Here is a 1,777-nt window from a genome sequence, read left to right as displayed (position 1 = left end):
CAACTCTGTCAACTTTAGGTTTTTTTCTTTTTATTATTCTTGGTTTGTTTATTTTTCTTTAAAAATTTTTTCTATTGTTGTATGGGTATTTGTTTGCTAGTGGATTTTTGTTTCTTGGTGTGGATGGTTTGGTTTTAGTTTTTATAATGTTTTTCTTGGCTATATTGTGTACTTCTTCTTGTATTTTTGTTCTTTCTTTTTCTGTGGGTGCTAGAAACATTTCGTATAAGTTTGATTTTAGTTTTCCTGCTAAAATGTTTATATTTACTTTGTATTCGCATTTACAATCTTTATTTTTTTGTTTTTTCTTTAATTCTTTGTTACATTTTGTTTTGTATTCTATTAGGATGTTATACATGAGAATTTGTGAGTAGAAGTCTTGTTCGATGTTTATTCTTTTTTTAGCTGAAAAGTTTTCTATGTGTATTTTGTTCTTTAAAACATCATATCCTTTTTCTATTTGCCATCTTTCTCCGTATAATTCTTTTAATTCATCAGAAGTTCCTATTTTTTCTGGTATATTTGTTAATAGTGTTTCTATTTCTCCTGTTTTTAATGGGATGTTTACAATTCTTAAGTGTAAATAGTCTAATTCGTCTGCTTTGGCTTTTAATTCAGGATTTTTAATGTTTTGTTTTCTGTTTCTGTTTAAATTGATGTCTATCCATTCGTCATTTGTTGTCATTTGTTTTCTTTCTTTTTGATAAACATCACTTTTGAGTCGGAAGATGAAATAGCTTTCTTTTTCTAATAATTGTAGTATTAACTCTGCAGATGCATATCCTCTGTCAAAAATTATTATTGACTTTTTTAAGTCTATAATTTCGTCAGCTTTTTCGATATGTTCAGATGCTAATACAGATTCGCTTACAGACATCTCAGATATGGCTGAATCTATTATATTTTCGTTTTTAACATCAGACATCACAGATATTCTAGCTTTAGGAGTTTTAGTCTCTTTTAAAGAATCTGAATCAACATCGAATTCTTCTCTTGTTATAGGAGTATTCGGCAGCTTTGCTTGAGAACCATCAATAGCGAAAATTAAAAACCCTTTAAATTTACTTAATTCCTTGTAATTAGTAGAATATAAATTTTTTACCCCTCCTTTGTTCGCATCTTTAAAAAATTCGGGGCTAATGCAACTTCTTCGTTTAGAAAAGTTTTGTTTAGTTGGAGTCATATTATCACACTTGAAAACATCCTTATTTTTGATTTTAAAATAATTATCTAGTTCTAAAACGCTGGTTTTTCCATTATTTCCTAATATATAAAAAATAAAATCTTTAAAACCCATTTTTCGCTTTTTAGTGAATTGATTTTTAACTAAAACATATTTCTCTTTTTCATAATTAATTAACCTTACTACTTCATAAAAAAACAAATCTCTCATATTAAAAACCACCATAACTAGTTTAAATTTGATAATTTAATCTAAAATAAGTAATATAAACTTTAAATTTAATAATACTAATATTTAATTACTAATATTTATATTAAAACTATATTAAAACTAATATATAAATTTAACCTAAAATTCACAAAAATAAACGAAATTAGATAAAAAATAACAAAATAATAATGAAATAAACGAAATCTTTAGAAAAAAAAATTTAAACTACCTACACTACTCTAAACAGAGTAAAAAGTAAAATAAAATAAGTCTAATTTTAAAAAGGTCTTTAAAAATCTTAAACCAATCAACAACTGACTAATTAAATAAAATTAATAAAATAAAGAACATCTAAGAGAAATATTTCTAAAGTTGACAGAGTTG

At 24.8% G+C, this 1,777-nt stretch carries 1 protein-coding gene; it reads right to left on the bottom strand.

Going from position 1 to position 1,777, the window contains the following annotated elements:
* Positions 1–58: 58 nt before the first annotated feature.
* On the bottom strand, positions 59–1,393 hold the full coding sequence (locus MBCUT_RS00535; RefSeq protein ID WP_067257398.1) for an IS4 family transposase: 1,335 nt from the start codon (positions 1,391–1,393) through the stop codon (positions 59–61).
* Positions 1,394–1,777 lie beyond the last annotated feature (384 nt).

This window comes from Methanobrevibacter cuticularis (assembly GCF_001639285.1).
In the GTDB taxonomy this organism is placed as follows: domain Archaea; phylum Methanobacteriota; class Methanobacteria; order Methanobacteriales; family Methanobacteriaceae; genus Methanobaculum; species Methanobaculum cuticulare.
Note: the sequence above shows the minus strand (reverse complement) of the source record. Positions and strands in the feature narration are given on the sequence as shown.

Bases quoted from the DNA above. Each gene is read 5' to 3' on its own strand.
- MBCUT_RS00535 (WP_067257398.1), bottom strand. From the start codon at position 1,393: ATGAGAGATTTGTTTTTTTATGAAGTAGTAAGGTTAATTAATTATGAA.